Annotated in this window: 19 protein-coding genes; 10 read left to right on the forward strand and 9 right to left on the reverse strand. The window is 59.6% G+C overall.

Annotated elements, in window-relative coordinates:
• Positions 1–103: 103 nt before the first annotated feature.
• The 6 genes from AC3RLQ_RS27595 (at position 104) to AC3RLQ_RS27620 (ending at position 8510) form a co-directional block, all read left to right on the forward strand.
• On the forward strand, positions 104–778 hold the full coding sequence (locus AC3RLQ_RS27595; RefSeq protein WP_461523882.1) for a response regulator transcription factor: 675 nt from the start codon (positions 104–106) through the stop codon (positions 776–778).
• Positions 775–1845 carry a sensor histidine kinase gene (locus AC3RLQ_RS27600; RefSeq protein WP_461523883.1) on the forward strand — a complete coding sequence of 357 codons (1071 nt, stop codon included), beginning with the start codon at positions 775–777 and terminating at the stop codon, positions 1843–1845. The genes AC3RLQ_RS27595 and AC3RLQ_RS27600 overlap by 4 nt, the downstream gene beginning before the upstream one ends.
• Before the next feature lie 65 nt (positions 1846–1910).
• A complete protein-coding gene (locus AC3RLQ_RS27605) occupies positions 1911–3236 on the forward strand; it encodes a TolC family protein (protein ID WP_461523884.1) in 1326 nt (441 codons plus the stop codon).
• Between the two features lie 20 nt (positions 3237–3256).
• On the forward strand, positions 3257–4237 hold the full coding sequence (locus AC3RLQ_RS27610) for an efflux RND transporter periplasmic adaptor subunit (RefSeq protein ID WP_493031855.1): 981 nt from the start codon (positions 3257–3259) through the stop codon (positions 4235–4237).
• Positions 4238–4242: 5 nt separating this feature from the next.
• A complete protein-coding gene (locus tag AC3RLQ_RS27615; protein ID WP_493031856.1) occupies positions 4243–7320 on the forward strand; it encodes an efflux RND transporter permease subunit in 3078 nt (1025 codons plus the stop codon).
• A 5-nt stretch (positions 7321–7325) separates the two neighbouring features.
• Positions 7326–8510, forward strand: a complete 1185-nt coding sequence (locus AC3RLQ_RS27620; protein ID WP_493031857.1) for an MFS transporter — start codon at positions 7326–7328, stop codon at positions 8508–8510.
• 55 nt (positions 8511–8565) lie between these two features.
• Here the strand turns inward: AC3RLQ_RS27620 and AC3RLQ_RS27625 are convergent, their stop codons facing one another.
• The 4 genes from AC3RLQ_RS27625 to AC3RLQ_RS27640 all read right to left on the reverse strand — a co-directional run bounded on the left by AC3RLQ_RS27625 (position 8566) and on the right by AC3RLQ_RS27640 (position 10383).
• The gene (locus AC3RLQ_RS27625) at positions 8566–8895 is read right to left on the reverse strand and encodes a hypothetical protein (protein ID WP_461523888.1); all 330 of its coding nucleotides are present in this window, start codon (positions 8893–8895) and stop codon (positions 8566–8568) included.
• Positions 8896–9007: 112 nt separating this feature from the next.
• On the reverse strand, positions 9008–9580 hold the full coding sequence (locus AC3RLQ_RS27630; RefSeq protein WP_493031858.1) for an RNA polymerase sigma factor: 573 nt from the start codon (positions 9578–9580) through the stop codon (positions 9008–9010).
• Positions 9581–9589: 9 nt separating this feature from the next.
• Positions 9590–10063, reverse strand: coding sequence for a hypothetical protein (locus AC3RLQ_RS27635; RefSeq protein ID WP_493031859.1), 474 nt, complete (start codon positions 10061–10063; stop codon positions 9590–9592).
• A complete protein-coding gene (locus AC3RLQ_RS27640; RefSeq protein WP_487687546.1) occupies positions 10060–10383 on the reverse strand; it encodes a hypothetical protein in 324 nt (107 codons plus the stop codon). The genes AC3RLQ_RS27635 and AC3RLQ_RS27640 overlap by 4 nt, the downstream gene beginning before the upstream one ends.
• A gap of 134 nt (positions 10384–10517) precedes the next feature.
• On the opposite strand from AC3RLQ_RS27640, the gene AC3RLQ_RS27645 reads away from it, so the two are divergent.
• Genes AC3RLQ_RS27645 through AC3RLQ_RS27655 form a run of 3 tightly spaced genes read left to right on the forward strand, consistent with a single transcriptional unit; the run spans position 10518 to position 13133 of the window.
• Entirely contained in the window at positions 10518–12575 is a 2058-nt protein-coding gene (locus AC3RLQ_RS27645) for a multicopper oxidase domain-containing protein (RefSeq protein WP_493031860.1), read from the forward strand.
• Positions 12576–12603: 28 nt separating this feature from the next.
• Positions 12604–12837 (forward strand): hypothetical protein, encoded by a 234-nt coding sequence (locus tag AC3RLQ_RS27650; RefSeq protein ID WP_493031861.1) that lies wholly within the window; start codon positions 12604–12606, stop codon positions 12835–12837.
• 20 nt (positions 12838–12857) lie between these two features.
• Complete coding sequence (locus tag AC3RLQ_RS27655; protein ID WP_493031862.1) at positions 12858–13133, forward strand: hypothetical protein; 276 nt, start codon at positions 12858–12860, stop codon at positions 13131–13133.
• Between the two features lie 11 nt (positions 13134–13144).
• Here AC3RLQ_RS27655 and AC3RLQ_RS27660 read toward each other — a convergent pair whose 3' ends face one another.
• From AC3RLQ_RS27660 to AC3RLQ_RS27675, 4 genes are all read right to left on the reverse strand, one after another.
• Positions 13145–14164 (reverse strand): glycosyltransferase family 9 protein, encoded by a 1020-nt coding sequence (locus AC3RLQ_RS27660; RefSeq protein ID WP_493031863.1) that lies wholly within the window; start codon positions 14162–14164, stop codon positions 13145–13147.
• Positions 14161–14883: a metallophosphoesterase family protein gene (locus tag AC3RLQ_RS27665; RefSeq protein WP_422318478.1), complete on the reverse strand. Its 723-nt coding sequence runs from the start codon at positions 14881–14883 to the stop codon at positions 14161–14163. Before AC3RLQ_RS27665 ends, AC3RLQ_RS27660 begins: the two co-directional genes overlap by 4 nt.
• A gap of 313 nt (positions 14884–15196) precedes the next feature.
• Complete coding sequence (locus AC3RLQ_RS27670) at positions 15197–15673, reverse strand: dihydrofolate reductase (RefSeq protein WP_493031864.1); 477 nt, start codon at positions 15671–15673, stop codon at positions 15197–15199.
• A 9-nt stretch (positions 15674–15682) separates the two neighbouring features.
• Positions 15683–17041: an MBL fold metallo-hydrolase gene (locus AC3RLQ_RS27675; RefSeq protein WP_493031865.1), complete on the reverse strand. Its 1359-nt coding sequence runs from the start codon at positions 17039–17041 to the stop codon at positions 15683–15685.
• Between the two features lie 149 nt (positions 17042–17190).
• On the opposite strand from AC3RLQ_RS27675, the gene AC3RLQ_RS27680 reads away from it, so the two are divergent.
• Entirely contained in the window at positions 17191–18090 is a 900-nt protein-coding gene (locus AC3RLQ_RS27680) for an SHD1 domain-containing protein (RefSeq protein ID WP_493031866.1), read from the forward strand.
• Here the strand turns inward: AC3RLQ_RS27680 and AC3RLQ_RS27685 are convergent.
• A complete protein-coding gene (locus AC3RLQ_RS27685; RefSeq protein WP_493031867.1) occupies positions 18083–19303 on the reverse strand; it encodes a hypothetical protein in 1221 nt (406 codons plus the stop codon). The two genes, AC3RLQ_RS27680 and AC3RLQ_RS27685, sit on opposite strands and share 8 nt — an antisense overlap.

Genomic DNA, 19303 nt, shown 5'->3' on the forward strand with positions numbered 1-19303 from the left:
TTATGATTTTGCCTGCAAGATGAAAAAACTCTCATGAAGGCCGGGGTGCTTGCATGACAACTTCATCATTTGCCGTCGTCGTCCTGCCTGCTTCCATGTTCCCATGCACATCCTGATTGTCGAAGATGATCCCAAGACCGCCGCGTTGCTTGCCAGCGCGCTGCGGCAGGAGGAGTTCGAGGTCAGTCACGTGGGCGATGGCGAAAGCGGCCTCCAGCGTGCCTTGGAGGGAACCTTTGATGCCTTGCTGGTGGACATCATGCTGCCAAAGCGCGACGGCCTCAGCCTTGTGCGTGAGCTGCGTCAGCAGGGGCGCACCACGCCTGTCATCATGCTTTCCGCCCGTGGCGATGTGGAGCAGCGTGTGGAGGGCCTTAATGCGGGTGCGGATGATTATCTGCCCAAGCCCTTTGCCATGTCCGAGCTTCTCGCGCGGCTGAGATCGCTGCTGCGGCGGAATGTGGTTCTCAAACCAGCGGTGCTGACGCTTGCGGATCTGACTTATGACACAGGCACGCGCGAAACGCGGCGTTCAGGCAAGCGCATTGATTTGTCTTCGCGCGAGAGCCTCCTGCTGGAGTGCCTGCTGCGTGCGGAGGGCCGCGTGGTCAGTCGCCGTGAGATCATCGTCAGCGTGTGGGAGTATGATTTTGATCCCGGCAGCAATCTGGTGGATGTCTATGTCAGGCGTCTGCGGGAAAAAATTGATCGTGATCATTCGCCCGTCCTCATTCAAACCGTGCGCGGCCTTGGCTACGCGCTCCGCCTTCAGCCATGACACTGCGCCGCCGCATCCTGCTGCATTACGCCGCCACGCTCAGTGTGTCCTTGGTCATCGTCGCGTTCTGGAGCTGGTTTGAATTCACCGAGCAGCGTGAAGTTGCGCTGCAGGGCGGAGTCGCGGCCACCTTGCAGCAGTCCCCGCTGTGGGAGACGGTGGAAATCATCCTGTTTGGCGGTCTGCCTGCGATCCTGCTTGGCATCATTGGCGGGCGCCTGCTCATGCGGCGTGCCCTGCGTCCCATTGAAGAGCTGACAGAGGCTCTCGAAAAAACCACGGAGTCCAATCTCGCCGAACCCGTGGCACGCAGCGGAAATGGGGATGAGCTTGACCGCATGTCCGCCGTTTTTAACAGCATGAAGGAACGTTTGGGCGCCTCATTCACCCAGGCAAGGGAATTCACATTGCATGCCTCGCATGAGCTCAAAACACCGCTCACCATTCTCCACGGCACCCTGGAGCAGATGATCGGTGATGACACAACACCGGCGGCGCATCGTGAACGCATCGCCTCCATGCTTGAGGAGGTGCAGCGTCTCTCGGTCATTGTCGGCCAGCTAGCTTTCCTGGCCAAGGCGGACGCTGGCCAGTTGGAGTCCTCCCATGGCATCGTAGCTCTGCATGAACTCGTGCGTGATCTGGTGGAAGACCTCACGCTTCTTTCTGTTGCGCAGAACATCACCATTACACTTGCGGCGTGTCAGCCCTCGGCGGTGGCGGGGGATCGCATGCGGCTGCGCCAGCTGCTGCTGGTCCTGGGAGACAATGCCGTGAAGCATAACCACAAAAACGGCAGTGTTGTTCTGGATCTGAATCACGACGAAAAGCAAGTCATCTTCCGCATCACCAACACCGGACCGGTCCTGCCGCTCGAGCTTCGATCCCGTGTGTTCGAGCGTTTTTTGCGTGGCGATGCTTCGCATGGCAGCGCCATCGAGGGCAGCGGTCTCGGTCTGAGCATTGCGCAATCCATTGCCAGATCCCATCACGGCAGCCTGGCTTTCGAGGTCTTGTCGGACGAGCGCACTCAGCTCACGCTGAGCCTGCCTGCGAGTCTATCATGACGGGTTAATGACAACCTTTTCACTGGTGGCCTGTTCATGGTTCCGCTTAGTCAAAACCGCACTGCATGAAATATACCCGGTTACTGTTCATCCTCGCTGTGGCTGCGCTGAATTCATGCTTGAGCTATCAGGCGCGTCCGTTATCTGCGGAGGCCAGTTCGGCGGCGTTTGCAGGCCGCTCTTTGAGTGATCCCGGCCTGCGGCAGTTTCTTGCAGAACAGAAGGCGGAAAACGGCACCTGGGAAGTCAATCGTCTGGCGCTGGCCGCAGCGTATTTTCATCCGGATGTAACCTTGGCACGCGCAGAGGCGGAGGAACTATACGCAGCCATCAAAACGGCCAAACAGCGGCCAAACCCCGTGTTCACCTTTGGCCCGCAGTATGCCAGCTTCCACCGCACCTCGATCACGCCCTGGTTTCTGGCTGGAAACGTTTTTTATCAAATCGAAACCGCCGGCAAACGCACAAGGCGCACGGAGCAGGCAATGGCTGCTGCGGAAGCGGCGAGATGGCGTGTGTCTGCACGGGCATGGACCGCACGCTCGCGTGTGCGTTTGGCGATGCTTGAGCTGCACAGCGCCCGTGAAAACATCCGCCTGCTGGAGACGGAGCAAAAACTGCATGATGAGGCGATCAAGAAACTGACGGCGCAGATGGAGGCAGGCGATGTTTCGCCGTTTGAGCTGACCCAGGCGCGTCTGGCGCTGAACCGCACCCGTCTGGCTCTGCAGGATGCCCAACGACTGGCTGCCACCGGCGAGGCAAAACTTGCTGCTGCTGTGGGAGTGCCGTTGTCGGCCTTGAAGAGCATCACGCTCGATTTTTCCGGTTTCACGCGCCTGCCTGCGCAGAGCACCAGCAGCAGCCGTCGAATGGCACTGACGCAGCGGGCTGATTTGATGGCACTGCTGGCCGATTATGCGGCGGCGGAGTCCGCACTGCGGTTGGAATACGCCAAGCAGTATCCTGATATACGACTTGGCCCCGGGTTTGATTACAACCAAGGACAGAACCGCTGGCAGCTCGGCGTGAGCCTGGAACTCCCCATCAATGGCAATCGCGGTCCAATCGCACAGGCAGAGGCGAAACGTAAGTCTGCCGAAGCGCGCTTTTTGGCGCAGCAGGACACGATTCAGGGCGAACTGAACATCGCACTGGCTGCGTATGAGGCCTCGCGGAAAAAGGCGCAGACTGCGGCCACGTTGTCGCAGGAGTCGGCTGCTGCGGCTGGTACCACAAAACGCATGGTTGATGCCGGTGAGCTCTCACCGCTCGAACTCACACGCCGTCAGATTGAGGCCAGCACCGCCAATCTCGCGCGCATGGCCGCCGATATCGAGGCACAGACTGCCGCTGGTGCGCTGGAAGATGCGATGCAGGCCCGGCTTTGATTTTTTACTTTTTGCACACCATGAAAACCTCTGTCGTTTTTGCTCTCCTTTTTGCGGTGGATTCACTGCAAGCCGCCGATTCGGGTGGTGCTGCTCCCGCCGCCGTGACCAAGGAAGGTGACCTCGTGGTTATCACTCTCAAACCCGATGCTGAGCAGCGCCTGCGGCTGAAAGTCGTCCCGGTTGAAAAGCGTCGAGTGCCCGGCACGCGGTTGTTTTCAGGCGAAGTCGTCTATCCTCTGGCTGGGGAAGGCGGCGGCGTTGCGCCTGTGCTGGGAGGCACGCTTGACGAGGTGCTGCGTCTTGCGGATTTGCAGGCTGCTGCGGATGGCCGCATCCTCCAGGCCAGGGTGCAGATCGAGGCTGCGAAGATCGCCGTCGAGCGCGCGCAAAAAGTGCTCAATGCCGAGGCCGGCAGTGTGCGTTCCGTTGATGAAGCGAAAACGGCGCTGTCACTTGCCGAGGGCACGCTGGCAACTGCGAAAGCGCAGCGTGACATCCTGGGCGATCCCGTCGGTAAAACGGGCGGCAAAAAGCGCGCCTGGGTGCGGGTGGCGATTTACAGCGGTGAGTTGCCGCTGCTCGATGCCAAGGCGGCCGCAAGCATCCGCACCCTCGGCTTTGATGCCAAAAGCCAGAGCGCTGAACCCGTGGCGGGACCACCCACGGCGAATGCCCTGACCAATACCGTGGACTGGTATTATCAGCTGCCAGCAGACAGCACCCTGCGTGCAGGAGAGCGCCTTGCCGTGGAAATCCCCACTCCAGACAGTCAGGAAGAGCATCTGGTCATTCCTTTCAATGCGGTGCTGCATGACATTCACGGCGGCCAGTGGGTCTATGTTCAAACCGCTGAGCATGTTTATACGCGAAAGCGCATTCAGGTCGCCCGCATCGCTGGCTCTGATGCGGTGCTTGCCAGCGGTCCTGCTGCCGGCAGCAAAATTGTGACGGATGGCTCAGCGGAGCTGTTTGGCACAGAATTCATGACGGGGAAATAACGGCCATGCTGAACTCCATCGTCTCCTGGGCGCTGAATATGCGCGTGCTCGTCGTCGCTGCCGCGCTGGCGCTGCTGCTGGTCGGCATTAATGCGACGAAAAATGCGCCGCTGGATGTGTTTCCTGAATTCGCGCCGCCACTGGTCGAGGTGCAGACTGAGGCACCGGGACTTTCCACGGAGGAAGTCGATGCCTTGGTCACGGTACCGCTGGAGAACTCGCTTAACGGCCTGCCGTTTCTCAAGACGCTGCGGTCCAAGTCCGTGCTGGGTCTGTCCTCGGTGGTGATGATCTTTGATACAGGCACGGACATCCTCAAGGCACGGCAGCTCGTGCAGGAAAGACTGAATCTCGCGCAGAATCGGCTGCCAGCCGTGGTGAAACCGCCCGTGCTCATGTCGCCGTATTCGTCGTTGAGCCGTGTGCTGAAAGTGGGGCTGACGTCGAAAACGCTGTCGCAGATGGAGCTGAGCGAACTTTCGCGCTGGACGATTCGGCCGCGCCTCATGTCCGTCCGTGGAGTGGCCAACGTCGCGATCTGGGGACAGCGCGACAAGCAGTTTCAGGTGCTCGTGGATCCCCAGCGCCTGCGCGCGGCAGGCGTGACGCTGGATGCGATCACCAAGGCCGCTGGCGATGCGGCGGTGATCAGCGCAGGCGGATTCATCGACACTCCCAATCAGCGGCTCAGCGTGGCGCAGCTTGCCTTGATCGTCACGCCGGAGGATCTGGCGCGCACGGTGGTGGAGTTTCGCAATGGCGCGCCAATCCGTCTTGGTGATGTCGCCGAGGTGAAGATCGGCAACCCGGCCCCGATTGGGAATGGAGTCATCAATGATGGTCCGGGCATCCTGCTCATTGTCGAAAAGCAGCCATGGGGCAACACTCTCGATGTCACGCATGGTGTCGAAAAGATGCTGGAGGAGCTGAAACCCGGCCTTCTTGGGGTGGACATGGACAGCACCATCTTCCGGCCCGCCACCTTCATTCAGCTTTCCATGGATCATCTCAGCGAGGCGCTGTGGCTCGGCTGCTTGCTGGTCGTCGTCGTGCTCGCGTTGTTCCTTGGCGACTGGCGTACCACGGTCATCAGCCTCACGGCCATCCCGCTTTCGCTGGCCATTGCACTGCTCTTTCTGTCATGGCGCGGTGAAACGATCAACACCATGATTCTCGCGGGGCTCATCATCGCGCTCGGCGAAGTGGTGGATGATGCGATCATTGATGTGGAAAACATCCTGCGCCGTCTGCGGCAAAACGCCGGGCTTGCAGAGCCAAAGTCAAAGTTGCGGGTGGTGCTCGAAGCTTCGCTGGAGGTTCGCAGCGCAGTGGTGTACGCCAGCGTCATCATCGTGCTGGTGTTTATTCCGGTGTTCTTCCTGCCCGGACTTGCGGGCACTTTTTTCAAACCGCTGGCGCTGTCCTACATTCTTGCCATCAGCGCATCGCTAGTTGTGGCGCTGACAGTCACACCCGCGTTGAGTTTGATGCTGCTGCGAGTCAAGGATGGTCAGCATCGTGATGCCTTCGTCGCCCGTGGACTCAAGGCTGCCTACCGTGCTGTGCTGCCGGTGTTTGCGCGCAGTCCCTGGCTGGCGCTGCTGATTCTCGCGGGTGCTTTTGCCTTCACGGGATTTATCTGGCACACCCAGCTCAAGGAGGAGTTTCTGCCGAACTTCAAGGAGCGTGACTTCCTCATGCATTGGCTGGAAAAGCCGAACACTTCAGTGGAAGCAAGCACGCGCATCACCATTGCCGCCAGCAAGGATCTGCGCGCGATTCCCGGCGTGCGGAATCTTGGCGCGCACATTGGTCGTGCGGAGGTGGCGGATGAAGTGGTGGGCCCGGACTTCACGGAGCTGTGGATCAGCCTTGATCCCAATGTGGATTACGATGAAACGATTCACAAAGCGCAGGCAGTGGTGGATGGCTATCCAGGTCTCACGCGTGACCTGCTCACCTTTCTGCGGGAGCGTGTGAAGGAAGTGCTCACGGGGGCCAGCGCCAGCATCGTCGTGCGCATTTTCGGCTCCGATCTCGATGTGCTGCGAGATCGAGCAGCGGCTGTCGGAGCGACTTTGAAGGATGTTCCCGGTGTGAGTGCCTTGAAGGTGGAATCACTCACCTTAGTGCCCCAGATTACAGTCAAGCTGCGGCCTGAGTCAGCCGCACTGCACGGACTCACAGCAGGCAAAGTGCGCCAGGCAGTGACCACGCTCATCAGCGGGCGGAAAGTGGGCGAAGTGTACCAGGATCAGCGCGTGCATGATGTCACGGTCTGGAGCCTGCCTGCGGTGCGTGCTGACTACACCACGCTGCGTGAACTCCTCATCGAAACGCCTGCCGGCGGGCATGTACGCCTCGAGGATGTGGCGGATCTTGCCATCGTGCCGACGCCGAACGCGATTAAACGCGAAGGAGCCTCCCGCCGCATCGACGTGACCTGCAATGTCACCGGTCGCGCGCTTGGGGAAGTCGCCCGCGAGATTGAAGAGCGTGTGAGCAAAGTGCAGTTTCCTGCTGGGTATCATCCTGAAATTCTCGGCGAATGGGCAGAGCGCCAGTCCGCGCAGAGCCGCCTCGGCTGGCTCGCTCTGGCTTCATTCGCTGGCATTCTCGTGCTGCTGCTTGCTGACTTTCAGTCGCCACGGCTGGTCGTTTTGATCGCATTTACGCTGCCTTTTGCACTTATCGGAGGTGTCATGGCGGCGTGGCTGGGAGGTGGCATTCTTTCACTCGGATCGCTGGTTGGTTTTGTCACGGTGCTTGGCATCGCTGCGCGCAATGGCATTCTGCTTGTCAGTCATTACCGACATTTGCAGACCGACGAAGGTCGCACCTTTGGTCTGGATCTGGTTTTGGAGGGCAGTGCTGAGCGCCTCGTTCCCATCCTTATGACCGCCTCCACCGCCGCGCTCGCGCTGCTGCCTCTTGTCCTCAAAGGCAATGTGCCGGGCAATGAAATCGAGCGGCCGATGGCGCTCGTTATTCTCGGTGGACTCGTGACCAGCACATTGCTGAATTTGTTTCTTCTGCCAGCCTTGTATGTACGGTTTGGCAAAGTGTCGGACAGTGTGAAATAAACAGCATGAGTGATCCAAAGCCCAAAACTCTTCGCCCACGCTTACCAGCCACCGTTTGGGCGCTGGGATGGGTGAGCTTTTTCACCGATGTCTCCACCGAGATGGTGTACCCGCTGCTGCCGGTCTTTCTCACCACGGTGCTGGGGGCCAGCATGGCGTTTGTGGGATTGGTGGAGGGCATCGCAGAGTCCACAGCAAGCCTGCTGAAAATCGCCAGCGGCTGGTGGTCTGACCGGGTGCGAAAGCGCAAGCCGCTCATGATCGCAGGATATGGCCTTAGTGCGCTTACCCGGCCTTTGATTGCCATTGCCGCCACGGGGGCGCAGGTGCTTGGCGCACGCTTTATCGACCGTATTGGTAAAGGCATCCGAACTTCGCCGCGCGATGCCTTGCTGGCCGCCTCTGTGCCAGCGGAGCAGCGTGGAGCGGCCTTTGGTGTGCAGCGTGCCATGGACAATGCGGGAGCTGTGTTCGGCCCATTGATTGCCTGGGTCATGCTGCAGTGGTTCACGAGTGATTACCGGGTGCTGTTTTGGATCGCCGTGATCCCCATGGTTGGGGCGATGGCTTGCCTGATCTTTGGCGCACGGGATCAGCTGCTTCCCGCAGCACCTGCTGTCGACAAATCCGTGGTTCCTTTCAATGTCACGCCCGCCTTCAAGAGCTATCTCGGCGCAGTGCTGCTGTTCACGCTGGGAAATTCGAGCGATGCTTTCTTGCTGCTGCGAGCGCAGGCGGTGGGCATTCCGGTCAGCAGTCTGCCGCTGCTGTGGCTGGCGCTCAGCTTGGTAAAATCTTTGAGCAGCTATCCTGCGGGCGTGCTGAGTGACCGCATCGGCCGCCGTGGACTCATCATCGGTGGCTGGTGCGTGTATGCGCTGGTGTATGTGGGCTTTGGCCTCGCGAATCAACCCTGGCACATCTGGGCCTTGTTTGTCGCCTATGGTCTCTTCTACGGCATGACGGAATCAACGGAGCGTGCGCTGGTGGCCGATTTTTATCCGGACGCCCAGCGTGGTCGCGCATTTGGCAGCTTCAATTTCATCACCGGTATCGGTGCTTTGCCTGCCAGCCTGCTCATGGGCTGGCTGTGGACGGCATATGGACCTCTCGTTGCCTTTGGCACGGGTGGTGGGCTCGCCTTGTGCGCCGTGGTTTGGTTTGGGCTCAAAGTCCCGCACGTTCGATAAAAACAAAGCGGCGTCTGGATCACAGACGCCGCCCGTGTGGATGCCACGCACCAGCTTAGTGGATCGAGCAGTGATGCAGAGTGCCGCCGCAGGTCTTGCAGGTGTGGGTAGGCAGTTCGCCCTTCTTGCCCCAGGCGACGAGCTTGGTCTCGCAGTCCGGGCAGCTCATGTGGCTGGAGGAGTGGAGGGTGATGATGCCTTTGTCACCAGGAGCTGAAGTGACCGAGGGGGATTTGAACGTGACGGTGTGGCACTTGCTGCAGGTCACAGCGCTGGTAGGACAGCAGCTGGCGTGCTTGGCAGCAGTGGCCTGACAGGAGACGAGAGCCAAGGCGCTGACTGCCATGATTCCGATGATGATGGATTTGATGAGTTTCGTTTTCATGTTGTGGTAGTGTTGAGTGTTGAAGAAGCATCTGCTTCAACGACGACAAACCCCGTTGCTTCGGCAAACCCTTGTAATGCGCAAAGCTCGCGCAGTGCATGACAAGGCAGACTCAGTCCGTCTGGGAACCGCCGAGTGAGGAGCGCAAAATATGACGTGCGCGGTAGATGCGTGTTTCAACCGCCTTGGAGGTGCAGCCCACGGCGGCGGCGATCTCTGCATAGCTCATGTCCTGGTAAGTGAAGAGCAGCATGGCCTCGCGCAGATCGTCAGGCAGCGCTGCGAGTGCAGCTTCGACGCGCTGCAACTGCTCGCTGTGTACCATCTGCTCATCCGGGCCGGGCTGGGTCTCCACGCTCTCAGGCACATGATCGTCTTCGTTGTCGATGGAAACCGTGGGATGCCGCTGCCTCCAGCGCGCATGGTTGCGCGCGAGATTGGCGGCAATGCGGAAGAGATAGGTCGGAAACGGCGCGGAGGGATGATAGCGCGCGCGGCTTTGATACAGCTTCACAAAGGTCTCCTGCGTGAGGTCGGTGGCCGAGGCGGTATTGCCCGTCATGCGCAGGAGAAACGCGGCCACCTTGTTCTTCCAGCGTTCCATCAGGCTGTTCAGCGCCAGATCATCACCTGCGGCGAGTCGCTGCATGGCGGCAATGTCGGCGTCGGGAGGCGTATCGGACATGCAGATGACTCAGTGGGATGAATGGACTGACCCCAGCACATGGGGCAGCACGATCTTCAGGTACTTGTCCGCCTGTTCCGGCGCCATGCAGTCGGCTGTCTCATAGACATGCTGCAGCATCGCCTGCTGGCACTCCTGAGTGAGATCGGCGCGCTCATGCATGAGTTTCGTGACATCGGCCGTCACTACTCGGCTTCGAGAGGCAGCCTCCTGCAGTGCATGGTCTGAATGCTGGATGCGCATGCACAACTCCGCACATTTCGGCTGATAGGCCAGATGCAGTGCCTGCACCTTTTCAAATTGCGGGTCGGTGAGATGCAGTGAGACGCGCAGCCACTGGAGTTCGGGCAGCAGGCTGCCGTTTTCGACTGGCATCTGCGCCGTCTGCACGCAGTCGCATGGACGCAGCATCCGCCGCGAGCCAAAGAACATGCCAACGCCGAGGATGACAGCAACGATGAGGATGATCAGTCCGCGCTTCATGGCGACACCTCGTGGTCCATTTGCAGGAAGGGATTGATCGATTCCACATAGGCCAGCTCACCCCTCGCCGGGAAGGAATCGCGCTGTTGGATCAAGCCAAACCCGCCTCCTATCAGCATGCAGACGGCGATGGTGGCAAAAGCAGGCGCAGGCCGGGCGAGCGTGCCCAGCCAGGCCTGCCAGAGCTGAGACAGGGCTGTGCGGAGAGAGGTGGCTTCGGCGGCCTCAATGCGTGCCCAGACTTCCCGGGTGAAAGAACTGGGCAGTGAAACGGGTGCGGGAGATTCGCGGAGGAGCTGATGAAGCTGGTCGTCGTTCATGGAATCAAGAATGTTATCATGACTAACACCCAGGTCCGCCCAAACCCTTGCGGAAAATGCACAAATTTTGTGGCGGATTGCGAATGATAAGAATTACCGAGGGTTTCGGTCCGATGTGGTGTTTATCGGTTTGAATGCACACCCGTTTTTCCATCCTCACCTGCCTCAGTTTGCTGACTGGAGCGCTGCCGTCTGCCATGGCGGCCACGGTGGAGTATGATCTGGAAATCGCGGAGCAGGTGCTGTCTCCAGCTGGCAAAGCCGTGAAGGCGCTGACCATCAACGGTACGATGCCTGGACCGACGCTCCGATTCCGTGAGGGCGACACGGCGGTCATTCATGTGCACAACCTGCTGAAGCATGAGGAAACCTCCACCCACTGGCACGGCCTGCTGCTGCCAAATGAACAGGATGGCGTGCCCTATGTGACCACGCCGCCAATCAAGGCCGGGCAGACGCACACCTTCACCTTCCCACTGCGGCATGCAGGCACCTACTGGTTTCATTCGCACACCGGATTGCAGGAGCAGCGGGGTGTGTATGGCAGCATCGTGGTGCTGCCACGCGGCGGCGAAGCCGAGCATGCAGATGTGGATCAGGTGATGGTCCTGTCCGATTGGATCAACGAAAATCCGCATGAGGTGCTGCGCAGCCTCAAGCGTGGCACGAACTGGTATCCGGTGAAAAAGGGCACGGCACAGAGCATCACGGGAGCCATGAAAAAGGGCATGCTGAAGGATTACCTGGCGCGCGAGCGCTCGCGCATGCCGCCGATGGACATCTCGGATGTGGCCTATGATGCGTTTCTCATCAATGGTGTCCGTCAATTCAACGTTCCTGACAAGGCTGGGCAAACCGTGCGACTGCGCTTCATCAATGCCGGGGCGGCCACGTATTTTTATCTGGAGTCAGCCACCGGTCCACTGACCATTGTCGCTGCAGACGGCACTTCAGTGCAGCCCGTGAAAGTGCAGCGTCTGCTCATGGGCATCGCCGAAACGTATGACGTGCTGCTTACCGTCCCGGCGAGCGGTCGTTGGGAGCTGCGTGCCACGGCGCAGGATGGCTCCGGCAGCAGCAGCGCCTTCTTTGGCAGCGGCGCTGAACATCCCGCTCCCACAGTGCCAAAACCCAATCTCTACAGCATGGATGACATGCTTATGGCCGCGCTGGATGACATGGATGCCGACAGCACGGCGGAGCAACCACCGCGGCCCATGGCACCATACCGCCAGCTGCGCGCCGTGAAGCCCACCACGCTGCCTGCCGGCCTGCCAGTTCGCGAGCTGACGCTGCGCCTCACAGGTGACATGCAGCGCTACATCTGGTCCTTCAATGGCAAGACCATTGATGAGGACGGTGTCATCCCCGTGAAGCGCGGTGAAATCCTCCGCATGGAACTCGTGAACGACACGATGATGCACCACCCGATCCATCTGCACGGGCATTTCTTCCGCCTGCTCAATGGCCAGGGGGCGTGGTCGCCACTGAAGCACACTGTCGATGTGCCACCCATGGGCCGACGCACCATCGAGTTTGAGGCCAATGAGCAGGGCGACTGGATGTTCCACTGCCACATCCTCTATCACATGATGGAGGGAATGGCCCGCATCGTCAGTTATCAGAAGGAAACGCCGCAGCTGGGAGCTCCATCCCATCTCATGCCGCACATGCCTGCCATGGGAGAGCACGCCATGCCCATGCTCTACCCGTTTGCGGACTTCAATGTGCTCTCCCAGCTCTCTGACGGCACCGCAACTCTGATGAGCGGTCGCAATGCCCTGCGCATTCCATGGGAGATCGGCCTCAATCATTCACAGCACAAAACCGAATACGAAATCGACCTCCTCTACGAGCGCTACATCAATCCCAACTTCGGCGTCTTCACCGGCGCACGCCTGACCAACATTTCCGGCACCGAGAACCGTGCACTCGCCGGCTTCTGGTATCGGCTGCCCTATCTTTTCGTACTTACCGCCAACGTGGGCAGTGCCGGTGATTTCCGTTTCAACATTGGCAGAACCTTTCAGATCACCCCGCGCTTCAGTGTCAATGCCCGTGCTCAGTATGACACGCAGCAGATATGGGAGCTCGCCTTTGGCGCGGAATACATGCTCACCAAGCGCCTGTCCCTCTCCACCGCCTACCATACTGATTATGGTTTCGGTGCCGGTCTTGGCTTCCGGTTTTAAGCCACCCTTCAAAACAAAAAACACACCCATGAAAACCAAACTCGCCATTCTTCTCCTGCTCACCTCCTTCGGCCTGCAGGCCGCTCCTGGAACAAAACCCTACCCACTCAAGACCTGCCTCGTCAGCGGCAACACACTCGGATCCATGGGCGATCCTGTGACGAAGATCTACAACGGGCAGGAGATCAAATTCTGCTGCAAACCCTGCGTGAAGAAGTTTGAAGCCAATCAGGCCAAATATCTGGCCAAACTTTCCCGTTAATCCATCCGTACCACATCACCATGAAAGTCATCCTCGGTCTCCTCTTCCTTTTCAGCCTCAGCCTCAGCTTCCTTCATGCCGCCGATGGCAAGGCTCCTGAAGGCATCCCTGCCTCCTACCCCCTCAAAACCTGCGCCGTCTCTGGCGAAGCTTTCGGTGGCGAGATGGGCAAGCCGGTCAAAGTCACCCACGAAGGCACGGACGTGTATCTCTGCTGCAAATCCTGCCTCAAGGACTTCAAGGCCGATCCCGCCAAATATGTGAAGATGGTCAAGGACGCTGCCGCGAAGAAGTAACCGGCAGCACCTTAGGCCAGTCTTTGGCACACCCATTCGCCGATGCCGCGTGCGTCCTGTTCGGACACGCTGGCATCGTTCTGGTATTCCTCAGCGCTGAATTCGCCGCGCGGCGCGATGCGTCCGCCTTTCCAGACGTGAGCACCGGAAGGATATGGGCCGACTTTGCGCGGATCACTCCAGGTATGGATGCCGAGCGTCTGCGGATTGACCGCTGCAGCGATGTGCATGGGGCCGCTGTCCACGCTGATGCAAAACATTGCCTGCCGCATGATCCAGATCAGCTCGGGCAGGGAGGTGCGCTGGCTCCAGTCATGAATATGGCTTCCGGTTGGGCGGGTCGGGTCGGATGTTATGCCGACGAGGACGACGGGATGCGGAGCCAAAGCATCGCAAAGCGCCTGCAGGGAGGAATTGGAGAGAGATTTGCCCTCCCCACGTGACCAGGGATGCACGGCGATGAAATTCGGCAGCACCTCAGGCCAGCCAGCGGGCGCAGCGCCGGGAGTGAGCTCAAAGGCGATGTCCTCTGGCTCGATGCGGATGCCCAAGGCACGCGGCAGCTCCAGATAGCGGTCCACCGCATGGGCTCCGGCATTCACTGGCACCGTGTGGTTGTAAAAGAAGCGGGAGCCTTCGCGGGCATCCGAGAGGCCGATGACGGTTTGCGATCCACGCCAGCTGCTGACCACTCCACTGCGCAGAAGGCCCTGGAAATCGAGCACGATCTCGGGCTCCTCACGTGGCAGTGTCATCCAGGTGCGCCGCCAGTTCCAGAAGCGCGCCAGACCGGTCAGACCGCGAAAAGTTTTGCGAGGGAAGGGGATCACTTCATCGAGCAGCGGGCTGCCCTGCAGGATCGGCGTCCATTCGGTGTTGGCGAGCCAGCGGATTTTCAGCTGCGGATGCGCATCCCGCAGCGCTTTCACGGCAGGCAGCGTGTGGACGATGTCGCCCAAGGAACTCGGCTTGACGATGAGCGCGGAGCGGAAATCGCGCAGGCTGGGAAGCTGGCGCGTGGCGGCGCTCATTTGCCCAAGGCAAGACGGTCGGCCAGCAGAGAGGGAAGACCAGCGGCACGGATTTTACCCTGCGCGGTTTCGATGTCGTATTCCAGCCGGCGGATCGAAATCGTCTGCGCCTGCACGTCGTAGATGGCGTAGGCGGCACGCCAGTCGCCGTCACGGGGCTGGCCGACACTGCCCACATTGACGAAGTATTTCACACCGCGCTGCAGCATGACGTCGGTGCCACGGGCGGCACGCACAGCGTCGTCTTTTTCAAAGATGCGGGGCACATGCGTGTGGCCGTAGAAACAGACCTGCGTGAACTGGTAGCTGAAGCTGGCCATCGCATCAAAGCGGTTGGTCACGTAGCCCCAGTTGCCGGGAGAATCGAGAGTGGCATGGACGATGGTGAAGTCGCGCACCTGGCGCACCAGCTTCAGATCCCGCAGCCACTGGCGCTGCTCTTCGCTGAGCTGTTCACGCGTCCACAGCAGGGCGTTCTGGGCCAGGGGGTTCAATTCTTCGAGGGAGCTCTCGCTGGCGGCCCCTTCATCGTGATTGCCGCGCACCACCGGGCAGCCGAGATCCCGCACTGCCTGCAGGCATTCCACCGGGTTGGCTGCGTAGCCGACGATGTCGCCGAGGCAGACGTAATTGGCACAACCCTGTTCCTGAGCGTCCCACAGAACGGTCTGCAGGGCTTCAAGATTGGCGTGGATGTCTCCGAAAATGGCGAATTTCATCGTCTAAGGTTGGCGGCGATTACTGCACCTTCGGGACATGAGCAGGGAAATCAAGCATTTCAGTATCAGAAACCTACCGTGAGGAGGGGAAGCGGGTGTTCGCGCCCTGGCCAGAAAAGCAAACGGGGCGGATCACCCGATCCGCCCCGTCGCTTGATAGAGTCCAACAGCCAGAAGGAACCACTATTTGAAAGTTTTGACTGAACCGTCTCCGTTTCGTTGTCTGCGGGTAGTCTTCCACAGATCGAAAACGATGCGTCAGGCGCTCGTAAATGAGTTGTAAGGAGGATGTGAAAACACCTTGGGGGTGCTGTTATTTCACGTCTGCCAGTCTTTCGTAATAGCGAAATTCCAAGCCTTCCGATTGACCCACGATTTCCTTGAGTTGGAAAAGATGTTCGAAGGGGGGCAGTAGAACATCGCCCTCGTAGGGTTCGGCGATCCAGGTCAGATACAGTCCATCACACTGGGGTAGAAGTTCCTCGAACACGCGTGCCCCGCCGATGACAAAGACGGTTTCGGCTTCACTGCACACCTGCGGCAGTTCGGCGGCGCTCCGAATGACGGTGAGCCCTTCGCGTGGTGCCATCGTGTGGCTTAAAACAATGTTCTGGCGTCCCGGCAGCGGCCTGCCGATGGAGTCATACGTCGCACGCCCCATGAGGATGGGGTGGCCGAGTGTCGTTCGCTTGAAAAACTTCAAATCCTCCGGGAAATGCCACGGCAGCTTGCCCTCGCGTCCGATGACGCGGTTGCTGGACATGGCGACTATGGCAATGAGGCGCGGCATGGCCGGAAGTTACCAGAGATCGATCGGCTGATGCGGTTCAGGGCGGATAATTTCCGTCCCGGGGATGGTTTCCGTGAAGCGGCGGGTGAACCACATCTGCGCAGGCTCTTCGCCGTGGACGAGCAGGAGCTTCTTGGGCTTCACCTTCTCGATGTATTCGGCGATCTGCTCACGTGAAGCGTGGGCGCTGAGGTCAAAGCTCTCGATGCGAGCGTTCAGTGCCACGGCAGGCATGTCCTTGGCGAGTTTGATCATCGTGCCGGGGGTGGCATTGCGGATCTTGTAGCCGGGGGAATCGGGGTCGGTGTAGCCGACGAAGCAGACGGTGTTGCGCGGATTATCGAGGAATTTCTGCGCGAAGGTGTTGGAGACGGTGTGCTCCGTCATCATGCCGCTGGAAAGCGCGTAGAGGGAGCGCGGGCTGGAAACGATTTCCTGCCGTTTCTTGCTCTTGCGTGGTACGAGCATCTTCATGTCGTCCAGCAGGCGAAAGCCAGGATAGCTGCGGCGGCTGCGGGAGGCGTAGTGATCATAGAGCACGGTGATCTTGGTGCTCAGACCGCCGATGTAGAGCGGCATCTCAGGGATGAGGCCTTCCTGATGCAGTTCGTGCAGCATCAGCATGACCTCCTGCGTCTTGCCGAGGGCAAAAACGGGGATCATGACGGCGCCACCGGCTTCATGCGTTTCGCGGATCACTCCGGCGAGACGTTCTTTTTCACTCTTGCGGGAAAAGCCTTCCGGGCGTGCATAATCGCCACGCGTCGTCTCGGCGATCATCACGTCGATGCCGCTGGTGGGGAAGTCGGCGGCGCGGCAGATCGTCTGCGCCTCGAAATTCACGTCACCCGTATAGAACAACGTGTTGCTGCCTTCACGGACCAGGACGCCCGTGGAACCGAGGATGTGACCGGCGTCGAACATCGTGGCCTCCAGATTGGTGTCCGGAATTTCAAACGGGCGGTCGATGTCGCGGTAGATCCATTGGGCGCGGATGTCATCCAGTTCGCGGTGGGTGAAAAGGGGGTATTCCGTGATGCTTTCCTCCTCGCGCTGCTTCGTCATCACGTTGACAGAGTTGTGCAACATCGCTGACGCCAGCTCGCCGGTGATTTCGGTCATCAGCACCGGGGTGTTTGGCTGCTTGCGCTGCAGCACGGGCATGGAGCCGATGTGATCGTGATGCGCATGCGTGATGATCACTGCGTTGGCCGACTTGTGCGGCAGCGGTGCGAAATCCGGCAGGGCTTCGTAGCCTGCGCGTTTCGGGTGCATGCCGGCATCCAGCACGACGCGAGAATCTCCGGCTTCGAGGAGGTAGGAATTGGCGCCGATCTCACGCCGGCGGGTCAGGTTGCGAAAACGCATGCTATATTGTTTTGGGGGAGGGGAGGCCGACACTAGGGGCTTGCCAGTGTTCCACAAGGGCTAATTGAGGGGGGCGCCCCCATTGGCCCGCATGGAGGGTGCCTGCTATCCGGTTGCCGTCCGGCGTTCTTGTTTCACCTTTTGGCATCATGCGCACCCATCTGAAACGACTGCCGCTGAAGCCTGGGATTCTGGTTTGCCTGTGTCTGGTGGCGGGGGCGCTCCAATCTGCGGACCGCATCTGGAAGGATGCCAGCGGCCAGAATGAGATCCGGGCAGAACTGGTCCGTCGCACGGGCGACAATATCCTGCTTAAACGTGAAGACGGGACTGTGGTCACAGTGCCACTTTCGAGTTTAAGCCAGCAGGACCAGGATTTTATCGTCGGGACTCGATTGCCAGATTTTGTCACACCTGCTGAGACGGGTGTCTTGGTTGGAGAGCAGGAAGAAATAAAAATAGATCTCCCCAAGCCACTGTTCATCGCCCCCCCTGTGCTGGATCTTCCCAATGTTGAGATAACCGACCCCTCGAAGTGGATCAAGAGTTTCAAGGCTCTCAAAGGGACCGTGAACGTCGCGAAGGGAAAAAAGGTCACTGCCTCGGACGCAGCTCCCATCATCGGTGATCTCACGCTGATCACGGATGGTGATGCCGACGGCTCCGATGGGAGCTTCGTCGAACTCATGCCTGGGAAGCAGTGGGTGCAGATCGATCTCGAAGCCACTCACACACTGCAAAAAGTCGCGGTATGGCATTATCACAAGGCAGCGCATGCCTACCTAGATGTGGTCATTCAGGTGTCGGACGATCCCGAGTTCAGAACCGGTGTCACCACCCTGTGGAATTCCGATCATGACAACACTTCCGGCCTAGGAAAGGGCAAAGACCCCTCCTACATTGAGACCAACTATGGCCGCATCATTGAAGGCAAGGCCGCCAAGGCTCGTTACGTCCGCCTATGGAGCAATGGCAACTCGGCCAACGAGATGAACCACTACATCGAGGTGCAGGTCTTTGCCGTCCCAGTCAAAAAGGCAGTCAGGTAAGAGTCTGCTTCCTGCGGCCGGCGATTCGCGCAAACACCGTCGATACGGCGATCAGAGCAGCGGGAATCGTCGGCGGACACCAGATCAAACTGGACTGAAAGGCGAGAAAGCAGACGACCAGCGCGGCGAAGATGCACAGCGTGCCACGCAGGATGGCTTTGCTGCGTGGGACAAACAACACCAGCCAAAGCCCAGTCAGTCCGGCGGCACTCCAGATGATCCATTGGGCCCAGGCAGGCAGCAGTCGCAGACGTGGCAGGGCGAGGACCTGGGCGAGCGCCTGGGCATGCAGGCGTGCCAGTCCGCTTTGCGCGTCATCATCGGTTCCAATGACGATCACCTTGTCACCTGAGAGATTCGCCTTGTCCTGCGGAGAAAGGGCATCGGCCAGTTCCGACGTCATCAAATGGAGCACATCCACCTCGTGGACGGGTTGTTTCGTGTTGATGATGAATTCACCGGCTGCCGAAAGCGGCACAAAAGCACCATTGGAGAGGTAAGCACCCGCTCCAGGACCCAGCAGCAGGCGCTGAGTGGCATACGGCGTCTGGGTGAAACGTGCCAGAGTCTGGGCCAGGACGGTTGGCAGCAGATGGCCGCTCTCCTGCATGGCATAAGCCAGTTTGCGGGTGTTCTTTGCATCAAATGGCAGGGCGATGCCGATCTCTGCCTGTCGGCGGAGCAGGTCGTCCGGGGCAGCAATCAAGGCCCCTAAAGGCGGAACGGATCCAATGTCCCCCTGCACCTTTTGAAAGGGTGGCAGAGAGCTTTCGAGGCCGCCGAGAAATGCGGGTGCTTCACGGCTGGCTGCCAACTGGGCCTCAACGCCCAGAACCGTGCTCGGAAAGGGCACCAAGGCCTGCGCTGCCTCATTCACAAACTCGGGCGAAGGACGGCCCCAAAACAGTGTTTCGGGTATCACCACCACGGCCGGATTGTACGCCTGCAAGCCCTTCAGGACCATCTGCCAGTCCAGCGGGCGCGGGGGCCAGCCTGCATATTCCGACTTGTCAGCCACACGCATTTTCACCAGCACAACCGGAGAAGAGGAAACCGCATGATCATCGGCCGCGACAAAACGATCCCGCGCGTTTGCGACGAGAAAGTCGAGGAACAACTCGTCCACACGCTGGAACCGCCCCGCCTGATGCTCACGATCCAACCAGCAGCCGAGGCTGCCGAGGAGGAGAATGAGGATCAGGGCACGGATCAT

The sequence above is a fragment of the Prosthecobacter sp. GW821-HT29F12 genome (genome assembly GCF_058803405.1).